At 61.3% G+C, this 19,177-nt stretch carries 12 protein-coding genes; 5 read left to right on the forward strand and 7 right to left on the reverse strand.

Going from position 1 to position 19,177, the window contains the following annotated elements; translation table 11 throughout:
* Positions 1-135: 135 nt before the first annotated feature.
* Positions 136-1,695, forward strand: a complete 1,560-nt coding sequence (locus AC1DE4_RS17120) for a helicase HerA-like C-terminal domain-containing protein (protein WP_477882145.1) — start codon at positions 136-138, stop codon at positions 1,693-1,695.
* 57 nt (positions 1,696-1,752) lie between these two features.
* Here the strand turns inward: AC1DE4_RS17120 and AC1DE4_RS17125 are convergent, their stop codons facing one another.
* On the reverse strand, positions 1,753-2,055 hold the full coding sequence (locus AC1DE4_RS17125) for an alkylphosphonate utilization protein (RefSeq protein ID WP_477882147.1): 303 nt from the start codon (positions 2,053-2,055) through the stop codon (positions 1,753-1,755).
* A 403-nt stretch (positions 2,056-2,458) separates the two neighbouring features.
* On the opposite strand from AC1DE4_RS17125, the gene AC1DE4_RS17130 reads away from it, so the two are divergent.
* Positions 2,459-3,979 (forward strand): ATP-binding cassette domain-containing protein, encoded by a 1,521-nt coding sequence (locus tag AC1DE4_RS17130; RefSeq protein ID WP_112666381.1) that lies wholly within the window; start codon positions 2,459-2,461, stop codon positions 3,977-3,979.
* A 120-nt stretch (positions 3,980-4,099) separates the two neighbouring features.
* A complete protein-coding gene (locus AC1DE4_RS17135; protein WP_018859606.1) occupies positions 4,100-4,540 on the forward strand; it encodes a Clp protease/crotonase-like domain-containing protein in 441 nt (146 codons plus the stop codon).
* A 193-nt stretch (positions 4,541-4,733) separates the two neighbouring features.
* On the opposite strand, the gene AC1DE4_RS17140 is transcribed toward AC1DE4_RS17135, so the two are convergent.
* Positions 4,734-5,981 (reverse strand): type 1 periplasmic-binding domain-containing protein, encoded by a 1,248-nt coding sequence (locus AC1DE4_RS17140; RefSeq protein ID WP_477882149.1) that lies wholly within the window; start codon positions 5,979-5,981, stop codon positions 4,734-4,736.
* A gap of 322 nt (positions 5,982-6,303) precedes the next feature.
* On the opposite strand from AC1DE4_RS17140, the gene AC1DE4_RS17145 reads away from it, so the two are divergent.
* Positions 6,304-7,167, forward strand: coding sequence for a transglutaminase-like cysteine peptidase (locus AC1DE4_RS17145; protein WP_477882151.1), 864 nt, complete (start codon positions 6,304-6,306; stop codon positions 7,165-7,167).
* A gap of 83 nt (positions 7,168-7,250) precedes the next feature.
* On the opposite strand, the gene AC1DE4_RS17150 is transcribed toward AC1DE4_RS17145, so the two are convergent.
* From AC1DE4_RS17150 to AC1DE4_RS17165, 4 genes are read right to left on the reverse strand one after another with little or no spacing between them, the layout of a single operon-like run.
* The gene (locus tag AC1DE4_RS17150; RefSeq protein WP_113113319.1) at positions 7,251-7,910 is read right to left on the reverse strand and encodes a ribbon-helix-helix domain-containing protein; all 660 of its coding nucleotides are present in this window, start codon (positions 7,908-7,910) and stop codon (positions 7,251-7,253) included.
* A gap of 1 nt (position 7,911) precedes the next feature.
* Positions 7,912-9,207 (reverse strand): HlyD family type I secretion periplasmic adaptor subunit, encoded by a 1,296-nt coding sequence (locus AC1DE4_RS17155; RefSeq protein ID WP_477882153.1) that lies wholly within the window; start codon positions 9,205-9,207, stop codon positions 7,912-7,914.
* Positions 9,204-11,366 (reverse strand): type I secretion system permease/ATPase, encoded by a 2,163-nt coding sequence (locus tag AC1DE4_RS17160; RefSeq protein ID WP_477882155.1) that lies wholly within the window; start codon positions 11,364-11,366, stop codon positions 9,204-9,206. Before AC1DE4_RS17160 ends, AC1DE4_RS17155 begins: the two co-directional genes overlap by 4 nt.
* Positions 11,367-11,385: 19 nt before the next feature.
* Positions 11,386-12,747: a TolC family outer membrane protein gene (locus tag AC1DE4_RS17165; RefSeq protein WP_037218198.1), complete on the reverse strand. Its 1,362-nt coding sequence runs from the start codon at positions 12,745-12,747 to the stop codon at positions 11,386-11,388.
* A gap of 517 nt (positions 12,748-13,264) precedes the next feature.
* Here AC1DE4_RS17165 and AC1DE4_RS17170 point away from each other — a divergent pair.
* Complete coding sequence (locus AC1DE4_RS17170; protein WP_246734395.1) at positions 13,265-13,825, forward strand: GGDEF domain-containing protein; 561 nt, start codon at positions 13,265-13,267, stop codon at positions 13,823-13,825.
* Positions 13,826-13,891: 66 nt separating this feature from the next.
* Here AC1DE4_RS17170 and AC1DE4_RS17175 read toward each other — a convergent pair.
* A partial coding sequence (locus tag AC1DE4_RS17175; protein ID WP_477882158.1) for an immunoglobulin-like domain-containing protein occupies positions 13,892-19,177 on the reverse strand: 5,286 nt, incomplete at its 5' end.

The following is a 19,177-nucleotide window of genomic DNA, read 5'->3' on the forward strand; positions in this document are numbered from 1 at the left end:
TCCTTTTAATGCAGACAGTTGTCCGCACCGGGCTCCCTGCTTATAACAGGGAAGCGATATTACAATGACCGTGCGGAAACGACGCTCCGCATTTTGACGCAATCGGCGCCGACAGCCGCAGGGAGAATTTTCGAAATGCTCGAGGATGGCAAGATTTTCGTCGGCGTCAGCCGCAATCCGGATGACAGCATCAACAAGCCGGAATATCTCGACCTGAAATTCGGAAACCGCCACGGCCTGGTAACGGGCGCAACCGGCACCGGCAAGACGGTAACGCTGCAGGTGCTGGCCGAGGGCTTCTCGAGGGCCGGCGTGCCCGTCTTCTGCTCCGACATCAAGGGTGATCTTTCCGGTATCGCCGCCAAGGGCGAACCGAAGGATTTTCTCACCAAGCGCGCCGAGCAGATCGGCTTCGACGATTACGAATTCGACCAGTTCCCGGTCATCTTCTGGGATCTCTTCGGTGAGAAGGGCCACCGCGTCCGCACCACCATTGCCGAAATGGGGCCGCTGCTCCTCGCGCGGCTGATGGATGCCTCCGAGCCGCAGGAAGGCGTCATCAACATCGCCTTCAAGCTCGCCGACCAGGGCGGCCTCCCTCTGCTCGACCTCAAGGACTTTTCCTCGCTGCTGAATTACATGGCGGAGAACGCAACCGAGCTTTCCAGCCAGTTCGGTCTGATCTCGAAGGCGTCGGTCGCCTCGATCCAGCGTGGTCTCCTTGTGCTGGAACAGCAGGGCGCCGAGCACTTCTTCGGCGAACCCGCGCTCAAGATCACCGACATCATGCGGACCAACAACCGCGGCTATGGCCAGATTTCCGTGCTCGCCGCCGACAAGTTGATGATGAACCCGCGGCTCTATGCGACTTTCCTGCTGTGGCTGCTGTCCGAGCTCTTCGAGGAACTGCCGGAAGTCGGCGATCCCGAGAAGCCGAACCTCGTCTTCTTTTTCGACGAGGCGCATCTGCTCTTCAACGACGCGCCGAAGGTACTGATCGAGCGCGTCGAACAGGTCGTGCGTCTTATCCGCTCGAAGGGGGTCGGCGTCTATTTCGTGACGCAGAACCCGCTCGATGTGCCGGAAACCGTGCTCGCTCAGCTCGGCAACCGGGTGCAACATGCGCTGCGCGCCTATTCGCCGCGCGAGCAGAAGGCTGTGAGGACAGCGGCGGACACCTTCCGTCCCAACCCTGCCTTCGACTGCGCCACCGTCATCACCACGCTCGGCACTGGCGAAGCGCTGGTGTCGACACTGGAGGCGAAGGGCTCACCCTCGATCGTCGAGCGGACGCTGATCCGCCCGCCGTCCGGACGCGTCGGCCCGTTGACCGATCCGGAGCGCCAGCAGGTCATGGATAAGAGCCCGGTGCTCGGGGTCTACGACGAAGATCTCGATCGTGAATCCGCCTTCGAGATTCTGGCGGCGCGCGCCAAGAAGGCATCCGACTCCGATGCAGCCAAGCAGGTGCAGCCGACCGAGCCGACCGAGGGCAGCGCCTCGGGCCGCTGGACACTGCCGGGCTTCGGCGATGATGAGACCGAACCGCAGGCCAAGAGCCAGGGCCGCGCCCGCTCCTCCGGCTACCAGCGCGAAACGGTCGTGGAAGCGGCGATGAAGAGCGTGGCCCGTACGGTGGCGACACAGGTCGGCCGGGCCCTGGTGCGCGGCATCCTCGGAAGTTTGAAGCGCTGAGCGGAAGGGGGTTATCGCCCTCGTTCCGCCCCGCGAAATCCTCTGCGCGTCACGCGCTCAACGCTTGCGGACGAACTCCGTGCGCAAGACAAGGCCCTTGATGGTGTCGTGGCGGCAGTCGATCTCTTCCGGGTTATCTGTCAGCCGGATCGAGCGGATGACCGTGCCCTGCTTTAGGGTCTGATTGGCGCCCTTCACCTTCAGATCCTTGATGAGGGTGACGGAATCGCCGTCCTTGAGGAAGTTTCCGGCAGCATCCCGGACCTCAGCGGCCTGCGCGGCCGCGGCAGCCATTTCCGAAGCCGGACGCCATTCGCCCGTCACTTCATCATAAACGTAATCGTCGTCACCGCCTGCCATGGCGTCTCTCCTGGAAATTTAAGAATACCTGTCGAGCCGCTTACAGCAACCACGCTGCCCAATGCAAGTTCGGGAGCCTACCGCGCAGCACAAGCGCTTTGGTTGCATTCCTGGGTTAGCAATGCTATTTCTCCTATGCGCTCAAAGAGAAAGGAGGGTCGCGTGCAAAATTTCTATTTCCGGTTCAACCGGCAACGTGGCCCCGTCAACGCCCTGCAAATGCGTTTGCAGGGCTGACCAGAGACCGTTTCTCACAAACTCTCTTCCCTGGTCTGCCCCTCGTGGCAGCAGTTTGGGTATTCGCCCGTCTGCAATACTCATCCACCGAGCTCGAAGCACACGCACGCGATGAAGGCTGCATGCCCTCGCCCGTGTGATCGCTCGGCAAGACCAGAGCAAGATCATGACCCTTATCAATATCCGCAATCTCGGCGTCACCCTCAGCGCACCGCTTTTTGCCAAGCTTGACCTCGTCATCAATGCCGGCGACCGTCTGGGGCTCGTCGCCGCCAACGGCCGCGGCAAGTCCACACTGCTCCGCTGCATTTCGGGAGCGCTCGAGGCAACCCACGGCGACATCACGCGCTCGCGCGGGCTGACGATCGGCTATGTCGAACAGGACGTGCCAGCCAAGCTGCTTGACGTGCCGTTCCACGATGCTGTCCTTCAGGCGCTGCCTGCCGATCAGCAGGCGAACGAAAGCTGGCGCGTGGACATCGTGCTGGATTCGCTGGACGTGCCCGAAGCCTTGCGCAGCCGCCCGGTCAGGCAGCTCAGCGGCGGCTGGCAGCGGCTGGCGATGCTGGCGCGCACCTGGGTGATGGAGCCCGACGCGCTGCTGCTCGACGAGCCGACCAACCACCTCGATCTCGGCAAGATCGCGGCGCTTGAGGATTGGTTGAACGCCCTGCCCCGCGATGTGCCTGTCATCATCTCCAGCCACGACCGTGCCTTTCTCGATGCAGTCACCAATCGTACGCTGTTCCTGCGGCCGGAGCAGTCGCAGGTCTTCTCCCTGCCCTACAGCCGGGCGCGGGCAGCGCTTGATGAGGCGGACGCGGCCGACAGGAGACGCTACGAACGCGACATGAAGACGGCCGAGCAATTGCGCAAGCAAGCGGCGAAACTCAACAATATCGGCATCAACTCCGGCAGCGACCTGCTGGTTGTCAAGACAAAGCAGCTGAAGCAACGCGCCGACAAGCTTGAGGATGCGGCCAAGCCCGCCCATCTCGAGCGATCGGCCGGTGCGATCAAGCTCGCCAACCGCGGCACGCATGCCAAGGTGCTTGTGACACTCGACGAAGCGGAGGTCCGTACCCCTGAAGGCACGACACTCTTCCGGACCGGCAAGCAGTTCATCTGCCAGGGTGACCGGATCGTATTGCTCGGGGAGAACGGCGCCGGCAAATCACGGCTGATCGCGATGCTGCGAAAGGCAATCGGCCATCCGGAGACGGCGCAGGACGGCATCAAGGCCACCCCTTCGCTGGTGCTCGGCTATAGTGACCAGGCGCTGGCCGACTTGAAGGACAGCGATACGCCGATGGAGACGATCATCCGCCGCTTCGACGTTGGCGACCAGCGGGCGCGGGCGCTGCTCGCGGGGGCCGGCATGACCATCGACATGCAGTCGCGTCCGGTCGGGCGGCTGTCGGGCGGGCAGAAGGCGCGGCTCGGCATGCTGGTTTTGCGGCTGGCGGAGCCGAACTTCTATCTGCTCGACGAGCCGACCAACCACCTCGATATCGACGGGCAGGAAGCGCTGGAGGGCGAACTCATGGCCCACCAGGCGAGCTGCCTTGTTGTTTCCCACGACCGCAGCTTCGTGCGCGCCATCGGCAACCGGTTCTGGCAGATCGAGCGCCGGCGGCTGATCGAAGTGGAGAGTCCGGAGCCCTTCTTCGCGGCTGCACGGCCTTAGGGTCCGGACTCATGCAAGTCGGCGGCGTCGCGGAAGGCGCTCCCTGGACCAAGCAGCGAATTGCGAGGAGAGGCGATAGAGAGTAGAGTTCTCGACACCATTCGACTGGGGGACTAGGCAATGAGCAGATTGTTGATCCTGTCGGCTGGTGCCATCCTGGTACTAGCGTCCGTGGCGCATGCGGCGCCCTCTATGCAACCACTCAAGATCTCTAAGGAATGTAGCCAGTACACCGGCGAGACTCCGAGCTTCTGCACGATTACGGAATCGAACCTGGCGGCGATCCCGGCGGGTACCAAGATCTTGTACTATGGGCCGGTGACCGGCAGTCCCCTTTTCGGCAGTAGCACGGCTGTTATTGCCGTCGGAAACGGAGACACGGCGGTCGGGTACTGCGTCACCTACGACACCGCCAGCCCAATGCAAGGAACCTGTGCGTTTCATGCCGGCAGCGGGACGCTCGCCGGTTTCCAGGCGGTCGTCAAGGTCACGGTCGACGACAAGCAGATCTATCACTGGGACGGAGGCTACCTACTTGGCACCGACAAGGCCGCCAAGTGAGAGCAAAGGAAATGCTGCCTGGCCGTTTGACGTGAATTCGTGCTCTGACTCCTGATTGGTAGGAGGCAGTGGCGGCGCGGCAACTGCGCTTCCGTTTGTCGGGCGGAGCACCTGCCGGCCGGGTCTCTAAGCGCTCAGCACGGCGCTTGGTGAAGGCGGACGCATACGGTCCGATGTCCAAGTGTGTGGGGTATCAGAACGAGGCCGGCGTGGCACCGACCAGGCTGAGCTTGCCGCCGTTAAGGGAATAAAGGCTCATCTTGCGCTCCACGGTACCCGCCGGCGTCATCCGGAAGAGACCGGTCACGCCGCGGAAGCCGACCTTGCTGGTCAGGTTCTGTGCGTTCATTCCCTCCGGTCCCTTTGTCCGGACAATGCCCGAGGCAACGGCAACAGCATCGTAGCTGTAAGCCGCGTCGGTGGAGAGTGCGCGCTTGTAGTGCCGCTGGTAGCGCTCGGCGATCATCGTCGCGCCTTCGGGCTCGACCATGGCAATCACCGTGCCTGCCACCGAGGGATCCGTATACGTTTGCGGCGGCCAGGCGCTGGTGCCGACGAAGGTGACGTTCGTCTTACCGCTGGCTTTTACGGCGCCGGCGATCGTCGTGGTAATCACCGTTTTCCCGAGCACGAGCACGGTGTCGGCATTCTGCAGATTGGCGCCCGCCCTCTTGACCGCATCAGCGGCGGCGGCGTCCGTCAGATCGTAGCGGGCAAGGCCGAGATACGTACCGCCGCCGGCCTGGATGGCGCCTGCCAACCGGGCCTCGTCAGCAGCCGGAAAATCGCTTTGGGCGAAAACCAGCACCTTCTTGTGGCCGCTGGCAGAGGCTGCCTGCACGCCTTCAATGGCGCTGTCGATCTCATCGGAAACGAAGTTGTAGACATTGCCCGGTGTGGGCGGAACCGGCACGCCCAGATTGAGCAAAGCCGGCCGCTGGTCAGCCGGGACCGCAGCGATAGCTGATGTGACGGCAGGCGATGCGTAGCTGACGAGCATAACGGAACCGCGCGCCCTCGCCTCGCTGACGGCAGTCGCGGCGGCTGGAGCGCCGGAGGCCACGTCGACAACCTTCACGAAGACCTGGTTGCCGCCGAGTTCGCCGACGCCGAGGCCGGCACCGTCGCGCACGTCACGCGCAGCACCCTCATAGATGCCGGTCGTGCCTTTGGGGAGCAGCAGCGTGATCTCCGCTCCCGTTTCTCCGAAGTTTTCCTCGACTTCGCTCGAAGGTGCCTTGATGTCGTTGGTCTTCACGTTCTTGGCGATGCCATCGACGTCAGACTGGCAGCCCGAGACCACGCCGCAGGCGACGACGATCGACATTGCGAGAACGGATTTGATGAGTTTGAGGGGACCGGCGCCTTCCGAAGGCGACACTTGCCGTGTCGAGTGTAAACCATGCGAGCCTTGCACCGGCTCGATTGACTGCACTGTCACCTGTTCCCCCACTACTCGCAATCGCGGCCTTTTCCGGCCGTTTGACAGGATTTCATATCTGCACAGTCAACACCGGAAAGCAAACCCTTCGCCCAAACTTGGTTGACGGGCACACTAAACTTTTATGTTCTTTTGAACAGATAATTTATCCCAACCTTATCTATGCTTAAATACCTGATTTTTATAGATTTTTTATACGGTTCTCGCAGCCAACGAGAGACCGCGATCCATGAAGCGCAGTATAAAAACAAGCAACATCGCTGCTTTTACTTTGTCTGCATTTTCAGCCGCATTTGCACCGAATATTTCGGCGGCATCCGTATTGCCGTCTTCGCAAATGTCAGGCGCGATCTACTCCGTTGACCTCGCGGCTGATACAGCCCGCGCATTGACGTTCGCCAGCGTCGCCAATCTCCTCGCGCTGGCGACGAAAAGCATCGGAACCATCGACGTTGCCGCGCTGACGCGCTCACTGCAGCCCGAGCCGGCAGGCTGGGTGAACGAGAGCGTCGCCCCGACGCAGCCAGTCGCACGGCCGGCGATCGCCGCGCCGGGGGGCAGCGCCGCTTTCGGGACTGTCGCCATTCCGTTCAAACGACTGGCTGCCCTGAAGAAGCTCGAACCGTCCCTGTCGGAAATAACCGATGGGACAGCCATTGACTGCAGCGCAGGCAAGTGCTCGGAGGCCGCGACCGCGATCAAGGTTGCCTTCAGCAAGACGTTGCAGTCCTCGATCCGCGACAAGCTGAACGCGGTCAACATCACGATCAATCACACGATCCGCTACAGCCGCGACATGGACACCTACAAGGTGGCCGACTACTGGGCGACGCCCGCCGAAACGCTCTCACGCCAGCAGGGCGATTGCGAGGACTTCGCGATCCTGAAGATGGCCGCGCTGCACGCCGAAGGCGTCGAGCTCAAGGACATGTCCGTCATTGTCCTGTTCGATCAGAAGCGCCACTTCTACCACGCGGTGCTTTCTGTCGCGGTGAACGGCAACCGCTTCATTCTCGACAACATGCGTGACGAGGTTCTACTGGATACCAGGCTGCCCGACTATGTGCCGCTCTACTCGATCGCGGATGGCAAGGGCTACCTGCACGGAACACGCACCGGCGCCAAGCAGGTTGCCTCGGCATTGCCACTCGAAAAGGTCGCTCCAGGCGAAGGCACGACGTTCTGAAAATCGCCGGCAAGATGCAAAAAAAGCGGCTGAATCTCAGCTGCTGAATCTCAGCCGCTTTTTTCATGTCTGAGATTTGCTGGTCAGTGACGAGAGACATAGCCGATCAGCATCGGCTTCTCGTGCGTTGGCGCCAGAGCCAGATTGATCTGGCCCTTCATCGAGGCCGAGCCGACGGCAATGGTGAAGCCGGTGTTCAGCGTCTTGCCCCTGTTGCGATAGAGCGTGGCGATCGCCTCATCGATCTGCGTGTCGATCGAGAAGCGCAAGCTCTTCGTCAGCTGCGCCGTATCGCCAAGCGGAAGCCGCTGGCGCAGCATGGTCAGGAAGGGATCGTTGAAGAGCTGGATTTTCTTTTCCTGTGTCAGCAGGATCGTCGGCGACGGCGACGCCTGGATGATCGCATTGACGTTTGCCATGGACGAGGCGTCTTCGACGAGATCCAGCCTGCGCAGCGCCCACTTGAAGCTGAGCACACGCAGCAGCGAGGCAAGGTTGCCGGACTCCGACATCTGCGAGGCCGTATAGTGCACGAGGTCGGCCGTGCTCATCTTGCCGGCAGACGACATGCGGCCGAGGCCATCCCAGTAGATCCGCTCGAGGCGGATACCGCGGCGCTCGCCGCCTCGACCGACGACCGCCCGGAAGCGCGGCTCGATCTCCTCGGCGCCGATGGCCGGCAAAGGCTCCTCGATCGGCTCGAGTTCGGTGAGTGCGTTGCTGCCTGGCTTGACGATCAACATCCTATCGCTCCGTCAGCGCTTCGCTGCGCGCCTTGTTGATCGGCTTCATCAGGTAGCTCAGCACGGTCTTGTTGCCGGTCATGATCTCGACCGAGGCAACCATGCCGGGGATGATCGGATAGGACTTGCCGTTGCGCTCCAGCGCGGACTTGTCGGTCTTGACCTGTACGAGATAGTAGGTCTCGCCCTTTTCCTTCTCCACGAGACTGTCTGCGGAGATATTCTCGACGACGCCCTCAAGGCCGCCGAAGATCGAGAAGTCGTAGGCGGTGACCTTGACGACGGCAGGCTGGCCGCGGCGCACGAAGGCGACATCGCGCGGCGAAATCTTGGCTTCTACCAGCAGCGTATCAGCGGTCGGAACGATGCCGGCGATGACACGGCCCGGGTCGACATAGGCGCCGATGGTGTTGACCTCCAGCGTATTGACGATGCCGTCGACCGGCGAGCGGATGTCGGTGCGCTTGACGCGGTCGGACGCGCCGCGGATGGTCTCGTCGACGACCGAAAGTTCGGCCAGCGCCTGCGCCTTGTCCGTCAGCGCCTGCTGGCGCAGTTCGAGGGCAAGATCGCCGAGCTGCAGCTTGGCTTCCTGCACGGCAGCCTGCAGGCGGTCGATACTTTCCTGGTAAACCTTGAGCTGGCCCTTCTGGTCGGTGAGATCACGCTCGGTCTTCAACACTTCCGTCTGCGCCACCAGCTTCTTCTGTGCCAGCGGGAAAATGAGGTCGTACTGGCGCTGGGCACCTTCGATATTCTGCTGCAGCCGATCGATGTTGACGTGGGCTTCGCTGAGCTCGTTCTCGCGCTGGCGCACGCGCTCCTGCAAGACGCCAAGCTTGTTCTGGTAGCTGGCGCGATCAGCAGCGAAAAGCTGCGCCTCGTTTGCGCACACATCCTTCGCGACGGCCAGGATCTCTTCCGGGCAAATGAACGGCGTATCGTATTGACCAGCTTCCTCGAGCTTCAGGCGCGCAACCTTGGCACCGAGCGCACGCGCCTTGGCAACGGATTCGCCAAGGGTGGAGGTCGTCGTTGTATTGTCGAGCTGGACGAGTAGCTGACCTTTGCGGACGACCTGACCGAGGACGACGGCGATCTGCTGGACGACCCCGGGCTCCGACGACTGGATGATCTGCGTCTTCGAGACCGGAATGACCTTGCCCTCGCCGCGGGCGATCTCGTTGATGTCGGCAATCGCCGCCCAGGCGACGAAGCTCGAAATGACCAGGGCCACCAGTGCCAGAATGCCGCGGGCGAGAAGCGGAGGATTGTCGTGGCGATTGCTGAGGCTCATGACTGCGCCCCTGCCGGTTTGCGCTGCATGGCCTCGATGACCGCACCCTTCGGACCGTCGGCAATGATGCGGCCCTTGTCGATGACGATCAGGCGATCGACGAGCTCAAGCATGCTGTAGCGGTGGGTGGCGATCAACAGCGTCGTATCACGGCTGATCGCCTTCGACAGGCGCGCAATCAGGTTACGCTCGGTCGCCAGATCCATGGCGCCCGACGGCTCGTCGAGAAACACGATCTTCGGCTTCGTCAGCAGCAGACGCGCAATCGTCAGCGCCTGCTTCTGGCCGCTCGACAGGTTGGTGCCGCGTTCGCCGACGGGCATGTCGAAGCCGCGAGGATGATTGCCGACGAACTCGTCGACACCGGTCATGCGGGCGACCTCGAGCAGCTCCTCATCGGTCGCATCGGCGCGTCCGATCAGCAGGTTTTCCTTCACCGTTCCCGAGAAGAGATCGGACGACTGGCCGGCCACGGCGACCGCCGAGCGAACCTCGGCCATGTGGTACTGGCGGATATCGACGCCATCGATCAGCACGCGGCCGCCCGAGGGAGAAAAGAGCCCGTCAAGCAAGCGGCCGAGCGTCGTCTTGCCCGAGCCGATGCGGCCGATGATGCCGACGCGCTCGCCGGGCTTCACGGTAAAGGACAGCTTGTTTATGACGGGATAGTCCGATCCCGGATACTGGAAAGACACATCCTGGAAGCTGAAAGCGCCGCGGGTGATCTCGCGATTGACGAAGCCGACCGTGGACGGACGGTCGTCGGGCTGCTCCATGATCTTGTCGAGAATGCGAAGCGACATGGTCGCTTGACGGAACCGCGCCAGCGTCATGGCGATCTGGCCGAGCGGCGCGCCGGCGCGGCTTGCCAGCATGACCGTCGCGACGATCGCGCCCATGGCAATGCGGCCTTCGGAGAACTCGTAGGTGCCGGCAATCACGATCAGGACGCTCACCATCTGCTGGATGAACATCGTCATGTTGATGGCGTTCGTCGAGATGTGCTTGATATCCTCGCTGGTGCGGCTCGAATACTTTGTCAGTTCCTGCCAGCGGCGCAGCATGGTGGCTTCGGCGCGCAGGCTCTTCAGCGTTTCGATCGTCGAGATCGTTTCCACCAGCAGAGACTGGCGACGCGACGCCTCGTTGGCGGCCGTCGCCATGCGCTTGCCGATCGCGGCCTGCGCCCACAAGCCGATCGCAACCGACAGGACGAAGGCGACCGCCGGGATGACGACGAGCCAGCCGGAGATCAGATAAATGACGCCGAGGAAAATGAAGACGAACAGGCTGTCGATCAGGACGCCGATGGTGTTCGACGTGAAGAACTCGCGAACGAATTCATACTGCGTCACGCGGTTGGCATATTCGCCCGTCGACATCGGCCGCGAGGCGAGCGTCGAATTCAGCACCTTGTCGAACAGTAGCTGCGACAGGCGCAGATCCGCCTTGCGCCCGGCATAGTCGATCAGCGACGAGCGAGCGGTCTTCAGCAGGAAATCGAAGACATAGGCAAGCGAGATACCCGCGGCCAGAACCCAGAGCGTCGGAATCGCCTTGTTCGGCAGCACCCGGTCATAGACGTTCATCGTGAACAGCGGCGAGCCGAGCGCGATCAGATTGATGAAGAGTGCCGCGACCATGACGCGGACATAGGTGCGCCAGTAAGGCGCAAGCGTCGTTGCCAGCCAGTGCCGCTTCTCGATCTCGACGGCATTGCCGACCAGCGCCTCTTCCGAGGCGTTCTGATAGTAAAGCGTAAAGGCAAAGGCCAGTTGCGGCTTCAGCGCCAGGAATTCTTCCCGCGTCAGACGGATCGCGTTGCCGGCAATCGGAACGATATCAGTGACATAGGAGCCGTCCTCGGCGACCTCGAGCAGCGGCAACACGCTGCCGTCGGCAAACGCGACGATCGCCGGGCAATCGAAATTGCTCTGGCGGCACTCGCGCTCCTGGTGCTTGATCACCTGCAGGCCGATGCGCTCGGCCATGCGCTCGATATCGTCGATCTCAAGCGACTCGGTCACCTCATCCGGAAGACCGGAGAAGAGGACCGTGTCGGAGCTTGGTCGGCCATAGAACGCAGCCACGGATTTGAATGCGGCTTTGAATGTCTGCAGCTGTGTGCTGCTGGAGGTCCCGAGCGCTACGTTCAGCATTGTTCCATGGCCACGTCGACTACTGCTGTCGAATTGGCGCTAGGAGGTCCAGGGGCATACCGGCCTTCTGATGTGAATCAAGCTCGACATATCCAGGATTCGCGACGCCCGCGGGGACAACAAACTCTTCCCGCGCATAAGGTTTGGACTGTTCGACCGGCTTCAGCTTCATCGTCTGAAGCAGATTGCCCGACGCCGCCAGGATCTTGTACTCGGCAAACTGCGATGCAACGCGCGCGGTATCAGCGAGAACCTGAGTGTTGAACTTCGTGTTCTGCGCATCGAGCACATCGAGCAGCGAGCGCTGGCCAACCTTGAACTGCTCGCGGTAGGAACCGACGAGCTGGTTGTTGATCGAGGCCTGCTTGTTGAGGATTCCGGACAGCTCGCCGCGGCTGACGCGCTCGTTCCAGGCGGAACGCACCGACTCCGAGACCTCGCGCTGAACCTGGGCGAGATTGTAGCGCTGCTCGCCGGCACGACGGATCTGCTCCTGTTCGCGCGCAACGTCGATGCCGCCGCGATAGAGGTTCCAGCGGGCAACGACGCGGACCTGATAGTCGTTGGTGTTGCCTTCGTCGCCATCGATGTCGTTGCCGACGCGGGCAGAGCCTTCGAGATTGACCTTCGGCAGGTAGTTGGCGCGCGCACCACGAACGCCGGCATCGGCAGCATCGACGTCGGCATTGGCCGAATAGATGCGCGGGCTGTTCTTGGCGGCGACGAAGACCGCGTCGTTTAGCGTCTTCGGGACGTACTTGCCAACGGACGGCGGCGTCTGCGCATTGGTGATCGGCTCGCCGACGACCTGAAGGAAGCGGATTTTCGTCTGCTCAAGCTCTTCGAGCGCTTCGCGCAGCCGGGCCTTGGCGGCCTGCAGACGTTCGCTGCCCTGAAGGCGGTCAGCATCCGTCAGGGCGCCGCCCTTGATGCTCTCGTCGATGTCGCCGACCATCTGCGTATGGAACGCAACGTTCTGCTTGGCGGCAGCAACGATCTGGTTCTGGAGCATGTATTCCAGATAGTCCTGCGTCACTTCGAGGGCGAGCGACTCAGACCGTTCGAGAACTCGAAAGGACGCACCATCGACGCGCGAAGCCTGCTGTTCGACCTGGGCGCGGCGGCTGCCGCCATCGTAAAGTGTCTGCGAGATCGTCAGACCAACATCGCCCGGCGACAGATAGTCATGATCATCTCTTAGCGAGCCGGAGCTTTCATTCGACAAGCGACGGCGCCCGATCCCGCTCTCCAAATCTACGGATGGCAAGTATAAACCGCGCGCTTGGCGTAGTTCAAACTCAATAGCTTCTCTATCCTTCGCAGCCTGCAAGATCTGCGGATTCGTTTTCATCGTCTTTTCGATGGCCTGCTGCAGAGACATTGCATTGGCATCAGCATAAAACGAAAAACTCAAAGCAACCGTCGCAGACAATGCTGCAAAAATTCTTTTGCTCTTAAACAAGTTCGATGCCCCTCAACATCAAAGATTCACTCGGCGTACCCGTATACCAAAGATTTTCTTTGGCAAAGAAGTAACACCAATCTTTCCACATTCCAATCGCAGCTTCCGACATTCCTGCCAAGACAGTTAATCCCAGTGGACAACTGCCTAAAGCGAGAATTTTACAGGATTTTTTAACGGGGGCTTTGCCCGAACCTGTTTATCTGGCATTACTTTCAAACGGACATGACCCGCGATGAATTTTAGCCAGCGTTACTCTTCCGCCACAATCGTTTCAGCTCTTCGGATCGCAACCCTTGGTGCTGTCTGCTACGTGGCTGGATCCGTCGGCGTTTTACTTATCTTAAACCTTCTCGTACCGGATCGACCATTTTTGGTGGGATTTGTCGGCGCAGGCTTAATTTCACTTCTTGTTGCATTTCCGCTGCTATTGATCTTGCAGCTCAAAGTTGGCGACCTCAAAAAACTACAAGAAACGATTAACTATACTGCGCGCCACGATGCCGTAACCAAAACACTGAACGGGACAGCCTTTGCCGCGGCCGTCGAACACTACATCGACCGGCGCAAGCGAATCGCCACCGACGCCGGCGGCGTGATGATCGCCGTCGTCATCGATACGCTCGACGAGATCAGCAGGCGCTATGGCCCGCAATGGGCGGACACCGTCATGCAGTCGCTCGCCGCGATCATTCAGTCGTCCGTGCGAAAGGGCGACCTGGTTGCGCGCCTCGCCACCAACGAGCTCGGGGTTTTCCTCCCGGGTGCGACCATCGAAAACGCCCAGGACGTCGGCACCCGCATCCGCCGGCGCGTTGCGGAAGCCTCATTCTCGGCCGAGGGATCGCCGATGACGATCGGCATCCGGCTCGGCGGCGCCGTTTTCGAGGGACCTACCGACTTCACGCATATCCGTCAGTTGGCAGACGAAATGGCCATGGAGCGCGGCGGCGAGCGCGAAGACGCTATTCCGCTGTCGCGGCTGCCGGCCGCCTGACCTGGCGAACCCTAAAACGAAGAAAAGGCGCCGAGAGGCGCCTTTTCCATGCCGGTTTGTCCGACATCAGCCGACGTGCGGCGCCGTCGTCGTGTCATGTTTGTCGTCGAAGAGGATCTTGACCGCTTCCGTGGTGTTCTGGAGAACCGCCACATCGTGCCAGCCGCCATTGGCGTTGACGCTGACTACGGTATCCGTCCCTGACACCGTCGTCTTGACGCTGGCGAGTGCTTCCGCCTCGCTTGCCTGGTGACCAAGCAGGCTGTCGAGAAGCTTCGAGACGTCGAGCGTGTCGCCTTCGCTTGCCTTGTAGTCGGTGATGACGTCGGCCATCGACACGCCCTTCAAGGCGTCGGTGTCGAGGACGAAGGTATCAGCCCCTGCCCAGCCGGTCATCGTGTAACCGCCGCCGCTTCCCGACAGGATGTCATCACCGTCGCTGCCGATCAGCGAGTAGGCGTTGCCGCCGTTTTCGCTGCCGCCGAGCGTCGTGTCGAAGGCGACCTCGACGAAGTGGCCGGTCGAGCCGTCCGTCAGGGTGTAGCTGCCATCGGCAAGGATCGATTGACCGTTGATCTCCGTGCCGGACGTGCTGGCATCGAGCGAGATGCTGCAGATCGAATGATCCGCCAGGCTCGAGAGCTCGCCGCTGTCGGTGATGCCGCTGTGGTTAAGGTCCTGCCAGACGGTCAGCTTCGAGAAGGCCTCGTCGGCCGCATCGATCTTGCCATCATGGTTGCTGTCGAGCGTTGCCAGCGCCGCGAGACCATCGACGTAGCTTCCACCGGCAAAGTGCGGCGAGAAGATCTCGCTGCCATTGTCGATCTTGCCGTTGCCGTCCACATCATAGGCCAAGATGCCGTCAGTACCGGCTGTCCACGCGATCTGATCCTTGTGGCCGTCGGCGTTGATGTCGAACTGCACGCCCTGATCGAGCGAGGTCAGGGCGACGCCGTTGTGGTCGAGGTCGAGGATAATGGGATCGGTGGAGCTACTGTAAACAGCGAAATTCGACGCCGACAAGACGTTGGCCAACGTCGCGCCGCTGTTCACGCCGCTGATGGTGAGCGAGGCCACCTGTGTACGACCCGCGGCGGTGCTCCAGTCCGTATCGAACCAGACCTCAGCATTGCCTGTGTTGCTGTTGTAGACGACGAGGTATGTATTTGTCGCCCCGCCAGCGATGGCGAAGCCGTCAATATCGATACTGCCGCCATTGCCGTTGTTGTTGAATGCCGCACTGGATACGACGATCTTGTTGCTGTAGGCGGAGGAAAGATTTGCATTTGAGATCTCCGCGTAGTCGTTGGAGTTGAGCGCTCCATCCGACGTCGTGTTGGCGAAATTCACCGCTCCGGTGCCGGTCCCTCTCAGGAAGCTGATCTTATCAGCTCCATTGTTGAGGAAATCCGTGATCGTATCGATTCCAGTGTTGGTGGCGATCCGGAACTCATCTGCGCCGTTGCCACCCGTCAGAATGTCGTTGCCCGCGCCGCCGATAATGATGTCGTTTCCAGCGCCGCCGACAATTGTATCGACGCCAGCTCCACCCTCCAACTTGTCGTTCCCTGCACCGCCGGTGATGGTGTCGTTCCCTGCACCACCAGTGATGATAAACGCGCCATTGGTTTCGGCCGTGCCGTTCCACGTGAGGGACTGGTTGGACCCGAGGGCGGAGCCGTTGACCGTGAGCGTCGCGCCCGCAGCCACCAGGGTATCGACGGTCGTCACACTGGTCGTTGCCGCGCCGAGCGTGATGGTTTCGAAGTTGGTCACGCCGTTGAGAGCGGTCGTGTTGCTGCTCGAGCCGGTGAACGTCAGCGTATCGTTGCCGGCGCCGCCATTGATCGTATCCGCACCTGTGAGATTGCCCGCGAGAACGAACGTGTCGTCGCCGTCGCCGCCGGAAAGGTTGTCAGTGCCCGCGCCCGACGTGATCATGTCGTTTCCAGCGCCGCCGGTGATCACATCGTTTCCGGCTCCGCCAGTGATGATAAACGCGCCATCGGTTTCGGCCGCGCCGTTCCACGTCAGGGACTGGTTGGACCCGAGGGCGGAGCCGTTGACCGTGAGCGTCGCGCCCGCAGCCACTAGGGCATCGACGGTCGTCACACTCGTCGTTGCCGCGCCGAGCGTGATGGTTTCGATGTTGGTCACGCCGTTGAGAGCGGTCGTGTTGCTGCTCGAGCCGGTGAACGTCAGCGTATCGTTGCCGGCGCCGCCGTCAATCGTATCCGCGCTCGTCAGATTCCCGGCCATCACGATTACATCGTTGCCCGAGCCGGCCTTGATCGTGTTGGCTCCCGTGCCTCCGGTGATCGTGAAATTCTCGGTCTGGTTCGACAGGTCAAGCACCACCGCGGCCGAAGAGTTGATTTTCACGTTCTCGATGTTGACGATCTGCGCGTCGCTCCCGCTTGTGAAGCTTGCGTCGACACGCAGTGTGTCGCTGCCGTCGCCGCCATCGATCACATAGTCGTTCTGGTCTGCAACGATCATATCATCGCCGCCACCAGCCAGGATGATGTCCACCCCGCCCTTGCCGTCGAAGGTGCTTGCGCTGCTATCTCCGATAAGAATCTCGTTAGCGCTCGTGCCAGTGAGATCTCCGCCCTTTTGGTTTGTGACGTTGACATTCGCCGACTCCGTCGTGACCGTATTCGTCACCCCGTAGACGAAGCTGCCAGTGCCGCCGTTCCGAGCGTCGATGGTCACCGTGCCGTTCGTACCGGTTCCATTCTGATGGGTTACGCTGCCCAAATCAGTCTGGCTCTGAATACCGGTGTTTCCGGAGACGATATCGATCGACCCGCTATCGGTTGAGTCGTTATAGAGGAGCGCCCATTCCGGTATCGTGTAGGCGCTACCGCCATAGTTGGACAGGACGGTATCGGTAACCGCAGTGACTTCATTCGCATTCTTCACCGTCACGTTGAGCGTCTGCGTATCGACGCCGCCATGGCCGTCAGAAACCTGCACGGTGACGACATAGACGTTGTCGCCAGCCGTACCACCGACATCGCCCGGCGCTTCATAGTTCGGTGCGGAGATGAAGGTGAGAACGCCGGTCGACGAGTTGATCGCGAACTTGGCGTAGTCGGTACCCGCCGTCTCGACGATGGAATAGACCAGCGTGTTGCCGTCGGCATCGGTCGCATTGACGTCGGTGACCACCGTCGTGTTTTCCGCGACGGAAAGGTTCGTCGGATCGGTTCCGTTGTTCGGAGCGGTGATGACCGGGTTGGCATTCGGCGGCGCGGTCACTGAAATCGCCAGTGTGGCGCCAGCGGTATCTCCATCGCCATCCACGATCGTGTAGGCGAATGACTCGTTGCCCGTGCTGCTGATCGGCGCGAGGTAGCTGTAGTCGCCGGCATGATGGGTCGTTCCGACATCCGTGAAATAGAATGTCAGAGTGCCGCCAAGCGCCGTCTTAATCTCGATCCAGCTGCCGTGGTCCTGGTACGCGCCCCCCGGCGTGCCGCTTTCCGAAACCGTTCCTGTTCCGGCGATCGCGCCGGGCGTGAAGCTATATGTCACGCCGTTGACGACGATCGACTGGACATGCCCGCCATCGGCGCCGAAGCTCGCGTCGACGCCGCCATCGATGACAACGTTGCCGCCGACCGACTGTGCATTGCCGAGGAAGTCCTGCAAGGTTGCAAGGAGGCCCGTGACATCGCTGGTGCCGACCAGGATAACGGTGTCCTCGGTCGTGTTGCTGTCCGATCCGTCGGTGTTCGGATAGGACACCGGCTCAAGGTTGGCAACGTTGATGCTACCGCCAATGCCGATCGCGTAGACGCTGTCGATACCCTTCGCATTGATGAAGGCTTCCCACTCGCCGGTGGTCACGGAATTGTTGGTGTGATTACCGTCATCCGCGCCGCTGGCGATGCCATCGCCGCTCGGCGCACCGTCCGACAGGAAGTAGACGAGGTTCTTGTCGGCCTGCACGGGCGCGCCGGTGCCATAGCTCGACATCGCCTGCTGCAGGCCGAGATCGTAATTGGTTCCGCCGGAGCCGTTCCAGTTCGCATTGTTTTGGATGTACGCCAGCGCATCTGCCTTGGTCATCCAGACCGTGCCGGATGCGTTCTCGCCGAACTTGACGATCTCGACGTACTTGATCTGGTCGTTCGATTCGAGCAGCTGCTCCATCGAATACCGCGCGAGACCAATCCGGTCTTGGGTATAGCCACCAGGCACATTGCTGACACCGCCGCCGTAGGACGAGTACATGCTGTACGAGACGTCCACGATCAGCTGCACGTTGACTGTGCTCATCGAACCGGCCACCGTGCTTTCGGTGACGTTATGCGCAACCGGTGCGTCGTCGGTGATCGTTAGGTTCACCGAACCCGATACCTTGTCACCCGAAGCGTCCGTCGCAACGACCTTGATGCCCCCGATGGTTACGGCATCCTTATTGACACCGTCGATGAGGTTGTCGGTCAGCGTTGCGGTGACGGTCGGAGTGACCGACTGGCCGGGGGCCGCCGAGGTGTTCGTCAGCGAAAGCCTGACGAAGGCGCCGAGATTGGTATCGGTCGGGGAGAACAGGTTCCCGACCAACTGGGCGCCGCTCAACGCCCAGTGCACGCTGTAGCCGGGGGCGAGACCATCGACGGTCGGCGCGGTCCAGCTGCTGCCGGTCGGATTGTCGAAGGCAATGGTGATAGTCTCGCCAGTCGCGGTGAAGGTGATCCCCGTCGTTGCCTGAGCCGTCTCACCACGGCTGTCCGGCGCGCTGCCGGTTACCGCGCCCGCGGCGAGATCCGCCGGCATACCGCCACTCGAGCCGTTGAGAACTGTATCGAGCGCCGCCTCGCTGAGCGTCAGCGAAACGCTGCCACCTCCGGTCGGAACGCTGTTCACCGTCGTGTCTATCGCTCCGGTCGGGACCAGATGCTCGTATTGGTCTCCACCGCTGATGAGACTGATCGAGTTGTGAACTGAAGTGCTGGAAATCGAACCCGGGGCGAAGGTCACGTCCGTGCTCGCACTTGACTGGTTGGCATGGATCGTGACCGTCTGACCGGTCTCGAGCGTGAAGGTGAGGTCCGACTTCGGCGCGACCGCCAGGTTGTCGGAGTTCGTGAGGGTCACCGTATAGGTGATCGTGGTCGTGCCACCAGCATCAAAGACAGGCGAACCGGCTGTGAGAGTGGCGGTTACAGTATCGATCGTGTCGCTGACCGATGCGGTAGCGGAGCCAGTTCCGACCTGCAGGCTTTCGAAGTTGCCGCCGCTGGTGCCGGTGATCGTCGCTGTCCTGGTCGAGGCGTCGCTGTAGACGTCCTCGCCATTGTTGGCGGCGATCGTCAGCGTGCCGCTGGTCTGACCGTCGGC

It is taken from the genome of Rhizobium sp. 10N414 (assembly GCF_056394785.1).

Coding starts and splice junctions, on each gene's coding strand:
- AC1DE4_RS17120 (WP_477882145.1), top strand. CDS start 136: ATGCTCGAGGATGGCAAGATTTTCGTCGGCGTCAGCCGCAATCCGGAT.
- AC1DE4_RS17125 (WP_477882147.1), bottom strand. CDS start 2,055: ATGGCAGGCGGTGACGACGATTACGTTTATGATGAAGTGACGGGCGAA.
- AC1DE4_RS17130 (WP_112666381.1), top strand. CDS start 2,459: ATGACCCTTATCAATATCCGCAATCTCGGCGTCACCCTCAGCGCACCG.
- AC1DE4_RS17135 (WP_018859606.1), top strand. CDS start 4,100: ATGAGCAGATTGTTGATCCTGTCGGCTGGTGCCATCCTGGTACTAGCG.
- AC1DE4_RS17150 (WP_113113319.1), bottom strand. CDS start 7,910: ATGTTGATCGTCAAGCCAGGCAGCAACGCACTCACCGAACTCGAGCCG.
- AC1DE4_RS17155 (WP_477882153.1), bottom strand. CDS start 9,207: ATGAGCCTCAGCAATCGCCACGACAATCCTCCGCTTCTCGCCCGCGGC.
- AC1DE4_RS17160 (WP_477882155.1), bottom strand. CDS start 11,366: ATGCTGAACGTAGCGCTCGGGACCTCCAGCAGCACACAGCTGCAGACA.
- AC1DE4_RS17165 (WP_037218198.1), bottom strand. CDS start 12,747: ATGTCTCTGCAGCAGGCCATCGAAAAGACGATGAAAACGAATCCGCAG.